At 30.3% G+C, this 7,016-nt stretch carries 7 protein-coding genes and 1 tRNA gene; 7 read left to right on the top strand and 1 reads right to left on the bottom strand.

What is annotated here, in order from left to right; genetic code table 11:
- Positions 1–267 precede the first annotated feature (267 nt).
- The 6 genes from VJ881_00085 (at position 268) to VJ881_00060 (ending at position 4,990) form a co-directional block, all read left to right on the top strand.
- Complete coding sequence (locus tag VJ881_00085) at positions 268–507, top strand: hypothetical protein (GenBank protein ID HKL74441.1); 240 nt, start codon at positions 268–270, stop codon at positions 505–507.
- A gap of 11 nt (positions 508–518) precedes the next feature.
- The gene (locus tag VJ881_00080) at positions 519–1,340 is read left to right on the top strand and encodes an MBL fold metallo-hydrolase (protein ID HKL74440.1); all 822 of its coding nucleotides are present in this window, start codon (positions 519–521) and stop codon (positions 1,338–1,340) included.
- Positions 1,341–1,369: 29 nt separating this feature from the next.
- Positions 1,370–1,882: a hypothetical protein gene (locus tag VJ881_00075; GenBank protein HKL74439.1), complete on the top strand. Its 513-nt coding sequence runs from the start codon at positions 1,370–1,372 to the stop codon at positions 1,880–1,882.
- Between the two features lie 149 nt (positions 1,883–2,031).
- Positions 2,032–4,515, top strand: a complete 2,484-nt coding sequence (locus VJ881_00070) for a heavy metal translocating P-type ATPase (protein ID HKL74438.1) — start codon at positions 2,032–2,034, stop codon at positions 4,513–4,515.
- A gap of 31 nt (positions 4,516–4,546) precedes the next feature.
- Positions 4,547–4,840 carry an SHOCT domain-containing protein gene (locus VJ881_00065; protein ID HKL74437.1) on the top strand — a complete coding sequence of 98 codons (294 nt, stop codon included), beginning with the start codon at positions 4,547–4,549 and terminating at the stop codon, positions 4,838–4,840.
- A gap of 73 nt (positions 4,841–4,913) precedes the next feature.
- A tRNA-Arg gene (locus tag VJ881_00060) sits at positions 4,914–4,990 on the top strand.
- A gap of 69 nt (positions 4,991–5,059) precedes the next feature.
- Here VJ881_00060 and VJ881_00055 read toward each other — a convergent pair.
- Entirely contained in the window at positions 5,060–6,373 is a 1,314-nt protein-coding gene (locus VJ881_00055) for an HD domain-containing phosphohydrolase (GenBank protein HKL74436.1), read from the bottom strand.
- Positions 6,374–6,570: 197 nt separating this feature from the next.
- Here VJ881_00055 and tadA point away from each other — a divergent pair.
- The coding region (gene tadA, locus VJ881_00050; protein HKL74435.1) for a tRNA adenosine(34) deaminase TadA at positions 6,571–7,016 on the top strand (446 nt) is incomplete at its 3' end.

Below are 7,016 nucleotides of genomic sequence, written 5' to 3'. Positions count from 1 at the left end.
TCTTTAGCTGAAGGCTTGTTAGATGATGAAGAAGCTTCTATTACTGCTATTCCTGATGGAGTTTCAGTTGTAGTAGAATAATTTTTTCAATTAGATGATAATATTACTTAGGTGATTTAAAATCTCGATTAGTTGTATCCCAAAAATCACTTTAAGTGTATTGTCATCTATTTTTTTCCATATTATCTTGTTCTAAAATTAAATTTTTGATAAAGTATAATATGCAGTAAATAATGAACTTAATATATAAAATTGGATTCAGGAGGAGTGGCAGCTATGGTTAGTACTGGAATGGTAGAACCGCAAGAAGTTCCAAAATCTATCAACTGGGAAGTTTTCTTTTTGCTATCTGATTTAATTCCTTTAGGTATAGCAGTAGAAAAAACAGGAACTGCTTCCTTTTTATTAACTGTAACTTTTGCTTCAAGTTCTGCCTTTTCTACTCCGATGGGTTATCAAACCAACCTGATGGTCTATGGCCCGGGAGGTTATAATTTTATTTTCTGAAAGGAGAAAATATGACTAAAAATTTAGAAATAACAATACTTGCTGAAAATAGTGTAGAGAAAAGAGGTTTTTTAGCTGAACATGGTTTGTCATTTTATATCAATTATGGAAAAGAAAAATATCTTTTTGATACAGGTCAGGGTTTGGTTCTTTCTCATAATGCTAAAAAATTAGATATTAACTTAGAGCAAATATCTTCGGTAATATTGAGTCATGGACATGATGATCATACTGGTGGTTTGGACAAATTGTTAAAAATAAATTCTGAGGTTGAAATTATTGCCCACCGGGAGGCTTTTTCATCTAAATTTAAAAAAGCTGATGGTAAGCTTGAATTTATAGGTAATAATACTGACCGAGAAAATATAAAGAAATTTACTAATGCAGAAAAGAAAACAGAGATAAATAAGGGGATGTATGTTACAGGAGAAGTTCCAGTTGCTAAGAACAAATATATAAATGAAAAATATATTTCAGGTAAAAGAAAAAATAAAGTGGTGGATAATTTTAAAGATGATATTTCATTATATTTTGATACTCCTGAAGGGATAATAGTACTTCTAGGTTGTAGTCATAAAGGTGTTGTAAATATTTTAAAATATATTAAAGAACTTACTAATGGAAAAAGAATAAAAGCTATAATGGGAGGTATGCATCTTAAACATTCATCTGATAAAAAAGTTACTAAAATAATTAATTATTTTTCTAAATTAAATTTTGATTTATTAGTTCCCATTCACTGTACTGGAACAAGAGCAGCAATGATGATGAAAGATAGATTTAAAAGTAAAGTGAAAATAGCTTCAGTTGGAGATAGTTTTAATTTCAGTTAAAAAATCATTGTAAAAAAGGGGTTAAAAGTATGGAAGAAGGTAAAGCCATCCAAAACAAATTAAAATTAAATGATTTTCAAAATAGATTAAAAGAAATAGATGAAAGCTGTTATTACCTTTTTCTTATTGGATTCAATCTAGGATTAACATTAAATAAAACAGTTGATTTGGATAAAAAAGAGACAGAAAATATTATAAAAAAAAGAAAAAATGAGATTATAAAAAATGATAAATTAGTAGAAATAGAAGAGTTTCTTGGGGGATTTGATGAAAATGACTATTTATTTTCAAATCAGGATAAATTATATTTCACTTTAAAAAATACTGCTAAAGAAGTAGGTATTGATAATTTTGGTAATGAAACTTTGCAGCGTAGTTTTGCATATTTTCATTACCAATATTTTCAGGATATCGATAGAATTAAAGATCTTCTTGGTCTTATTTCTCCAACTGCAACTCTTCATTATATGGGATATGAAGATGACCGCTATCTCTGTTTTTATTGTAATCGAGGTTGTATTTACAGGAAAAAATATAAATGATTTAAATTAAAGAAATCAGACAAAAAATATAATTTATTTTAATCCTGACTAAATTACTTGACTTTTTTTATGATCTATGATACCTTTAATTTAAAGAGAAAATACCCACTAGGGGTATAATATTTAATGTAAAATGTGGAGGTGTAATAATGAGTGAAGAAAAAATAAATCTTGATATTGAGGGAATGCATTGTGCAGCCTGTTCTTCTAGAGTAGAGAAGGCATTAAACAATTCAGAAGGAGTAAAAGAAGCAAATGTAAATCTCAGTACTGAAAAAGCATATATTACTTTTGATCCAGAAATCACAGACAGAAATAACTTAATAAATGCTGTTAAAGAAAGTGGTTATGATGTAAAAAAAAATAGAGAAAAAGTAATTTTTGATATAGGTGGGATGAGTTGTGCTTCATGTGCTCAAACAATAGAAAAAAATCTTAAAACAATGGATGGAGTATTCAATGCTGATGTTAATATTGCAACAGATAGAGGAACTGTAGAATATGATCCCTTAGAACTTGATAAAGAAGAATTTGTAGAGATAGTTAAAAAGAGTGGTTATGAAATAATTTCTTTTGAGAATAATAGTAAAGAAGAAAAAGATAAAAAAAAAATAAATGATGAAGAAAAAGTAAAAAAGGCTAAAAGGAGAATGATTGGAACCTGGGTTTTTACTATTCCTATAATCTTATGGATGATCCCAGAAATGTTTATGGGAATAGTCTGGCCCAATCAAACTATCTATAATTTAGGGATGATTTTACTGGCAGTTCCTCCCCTATTTATTTTTGGCAGAAGGACTTTTAGTAGTGCTTATAGATCAGTTAAACATGGTGGAGCCAATATGGATGTTTTAATTGCAATGGGTACTGGAGCAGCTTTTATTACAGGACCAGCGGTCTTTTTTACACCAATAGCTAATTTTGCCGGAGTTGCCGGAATGATTATGGCATTTCATCTTACTGGAAAATATATTGAAGAATCTGCTAAGGGAAGAGCTTCAGAGGCTATTAAAAAATTAATGGAGCTTGGAGCAAAAAAAGCGGTGATTATTGAAGATGGAGAAGAAAAAGAGATAAAAGTGGATAGACTTCAACCAGGAGATATTATGGTTGTTAGACCAGGGGAAAAAATTCCTACAGATGGAGTTATTATAGAAGGTCAAAGTTCTATAGATGAATCAATGGCTACCGGTGAATCAATGCCAGTTAAAAGATCTGAAGGTGATGAAGTAATAGGCGCTACTGTAAATCAAAAAGGTTTTCTCAAAGTTAAAGCAACCAAAGTAGGTAAAGATACATTTTTATCTCAAGTTGTAAAAATGGTAGAAGAAGCCCAGGGAACTAAAGTTCCTATCCAAAAATTTGCAGACAAAATAACAGGAATTTTTGTTCCGACGGTTTTGGTAATTGCTACTTTAACCTTTCTTTCCTGGATGATATTTCCTGAATTTTTCCAGGATATAGCTTATTGGGCAAGTGGATTTTTACCCTGGGTTCAACCGGGATTGAATTCATTTACTCTGGCAATTTTTGCAACGATTTCCGTTTTAGTAATTGCCTGTCCCTGTGCTTTAGGATTGGCTACTCCAACAGCTTTAATGGTTGGGAGTGGAATAGGGGCAGAAAATGGTGTGCTAATTAGAAAAGGTGAAGCAATTCAGGTTATGAAAGATATAAATGCCATTGTTTTTGATAAAACTGGGACTATTACTAAAGGTAAGCCAGAATTGACAGATATAGTTTTAGGATCAACCAATAATTTTAAAAAAGAAGAAGTATTAAAATTAGCTGCTTCTGTAGAATCAGCTTCTGAACATCCTTTAGCAAGTGCGATAGTTAATGCTGCTGAAGAAAAAGAACTTTCATTAAAAAATGTAAATAATTTTGAATCAATAACGGCCAAAGGAGTTAAAGGAGAAATAGATGGTAAAGAAGTATTGATTGGTAATGAGAGATTGTTTTCGGAAAAAAATATAGATGTAGTTGATTTAAAAGATGAATTAAAGAAATTAGAAAATGAAGCCAAAACTGCTATGTTAGTTGGTTATGATCAGGAATTAATTGCTGTAATTGCAGTTGCTGATACTTTAAAAGAGGACTCAGTTGAAGCTATAAATGAACTAAAAAATATGGGACTTAAGACTGCAATGATTACAGGAGATAATAAAAGAACTGCTCAGGCTATCGCAAATAAAGTTGGTATAGATCATGTTGTGGCTGAAGTGCTTCCAGATGGAAAAGTAAAGGAAATAGATAATTTGAAAAAGAAATTTGGGAAGATAGCAATGGTTGGAGATGGAATTAATGATGCTCCAGCATTAACTAAAGCAGATGTTGGTTTAGCAATTGGTACTGGTACTGATATAGCAATTGAGTCAGCTGATATAACTTTAGTAAGAGGTGAACTTTCAGCTGTAGTTACTGCTGTGAAACTTTCACGGGCTACATTCAAAAAAATTAAGCAAAATCTATTCTGGGCATTTTTCTATAACCTTATAGCTATTCCAGTAGCAGTAGCTGGATTATTACATCCAGTAATAGCTGAGATTGCAATGGCTACCAGTTCAATAACTGTTGTTACAAATGCAAATTTATTAAAAAAAGAAAATATTGAAGCTTCATATTTAGAATAAATTATATATATTAAATTTGGAGGTGTTGTAGATGGGATTTGTTAGAGGTTGTTTTAATCCTGCTTTTATGTTTAGAGGAGGTGGAGGTTTTATGATGATTTTCTTTTGGGGATTGTTAATAGTTGCTGCTTTCTATTTATTTAAATATATTAGTGGTTATAATAATCAAAAGAAAGGGTATGAAAATTATAGAAAAAGTGATTCTTCTTATGGAAGAAAAACAGAAACTGAGTTAAGTCCTGAAGAAATAGCTAGAAGAAGATATGCAAAAGGTGAAATAGATAAAGAAGAATTTGAAAGAATTAAGAATGATTTAAGGGAATAAATATTTGACATTTTAGATTAAAGCATATATAATAATTTGTGCAGTCGAAAATAGAACTGTTTTATAATATGTTGTGCCCGTAGCTCAATTGGATAGAGCGACTGATTACGGATCAGTAGGCTAGGGGTTCGAGTCCTCTCGGGCACGCCATTTTTTATTAATATTTAAGATATATAATACACCCTGGTAGAAGGATATTTTGCCAGGGTGTTTTTTTAATTATTTTAAAGCTTCAGGTCTATCAGATGAAATATTCTCCCCGTCTAAGGAATCCAGAATGTTTTTTGCTTTTCTATTAAATTTATTAAAATATTTTTTAGTTTTAACCTGAACTTCTTCTCTAATATCATTAAATTCATCAAAATCATCGAGAACTATTCCAACTAATTCTTCATCCAGTTCATTTTCTACTGCCATTTCATTTAATATAATTTTCACCTTTGAATATTCCATACCTTTCCTATAAGGCCTATCTTCAGTGATAGCTGTAAAAACATCAGAAACTCCCATTATTTTTGAACCTAGAGATAATTGATTTTTATTAAGATGAAATGGATACCCTTTACCGTTTAGTTTTTCGTGATGGTAGGAAGCCCATTCTCTAATTGTATTTAGATTTTCAGTAGTGGAAAGAGCTTGATAGGTATAATAAGTATGGGTTTTCATTATATTCCATTCCTCATTTGTTAATTTACCAGATTTATTTAAAACTGCTGGAGGTACTACAAGTTTACCAATATCGTGTAAATAACCAGCAATTTTCATTTTTTTCTGTTCTTTTTTGTTAAAATTCAAGTACTTACTTAAGTGTGCTGAAATTGCAGCGATTCCTTCGGAGTGAGTAGCAGTAAAAGAGCTTCTAAAATCAATGATATGACTTATAAGATTACTTATTTTTAGGACTTCATCATAATTTATTAACCAGCTTGGAGGTAGAAAAAAATCATCTAGTTTTTTTTCTATTCTAGTGTTAGAGATAATGTTAAGCCAAAAATCCTCTCTAATGGAAAGTTTAATAAATTTTTCTACTGCTTCAGGACAGAAACGTAATTTTCTATTTTTTTTAATTATCTTTATGATTCTTTTTTTCTGGCTTAAAATAGGTGAATCATCTTTGATTAAAACTGCTATTCTATCAGCCAGGTGTAATATATTGCTTAATCTAGGAATTTCATCATTATTTTTTTTGTCCCATTCATGGTGGTGATATCTTATGATTTCTGGTATATCAGCTATTGGAGAATTGTTTTTTAGTAAATGATAGCCAATTTCTGCATGCTGATTTCTACGACTATCAAAACTTAAATCTGAAAAACTTTGATGGAGATAAAAAACTCCTAAATCATGGATTAGAGCAGAGATGACTAGTTTTTTTAGTTGAGTATTAGATAAATTCATTTCTTTTCCTAATTCTAAAGAAATATAAGCAACTTTATTGTGATGACCCACAACTGTTTCACTGATTAAGTCCATAGAATAGGAGAAGGATTTTAAAATTTCATAGATACCAATTTTTTCGTTGATTTTTTTCATAAATAGATCTCCTCCTGGTGGTTTGTTAATGTATTTTAAATAATTTTAGTACAAATGTAGTATTATGTTATATTTTATCATAAATATTCTTATAATAAAAGAAATAAAAGGTGGATTAGAGTACAAATTCTTGACAAAAAAAAGAGTTTTAATTATAATACTGGCAAGAAGGATATAATTTAGATAAGGAGTAATTTATGAATAGAGATAAAAAATTTATGGATTTAGCTTTTGAAGAAGCAAAAAAGGCGTTGGAGAAAAAAGAAGTGCCTATTGGCGCAGTTGTTATAAAAGATGATAAGGTTATTGGTAGAGGATATAATTTAAAAGAAGAGATACAGGATCCAACTGCTCATGCAGAAATGATAGCCATTCGTCAGGCAGCAGAATATACCGGTAGTTGGCGACTTGAAAATTGCGAAATTTATGTAACCTTAGAACCCTGTCCTATGTGTGCTGGGGCAATGCTTCAGGCCAGAATTGATAGATTAGTTTTTGGAGCTTATGATAAAAGAGGTGGAGCTGTTGGTTCTCTTTATGATTTAAGTGATGATAGTAGATTTAATCATACTATAAAAGTCAAAAGTGGATTTATGGCAGAAAAAAGTAGTAAAATGCTAAAAAATTTTTTTAAAAGTTTAAG

Source organism: Halanaerobiales bacterium, assembly GCA_035270125.1.
Lineage (GTDB): Bacteria > Bacillota > Halanaerobiia > Halanaerobiales > DATFIM01 > DATFIM01.
Note: the sequence above shows the minus strand (reverse complement) of the source record. Positions and strands in the feature narration are given on the sequence as shown.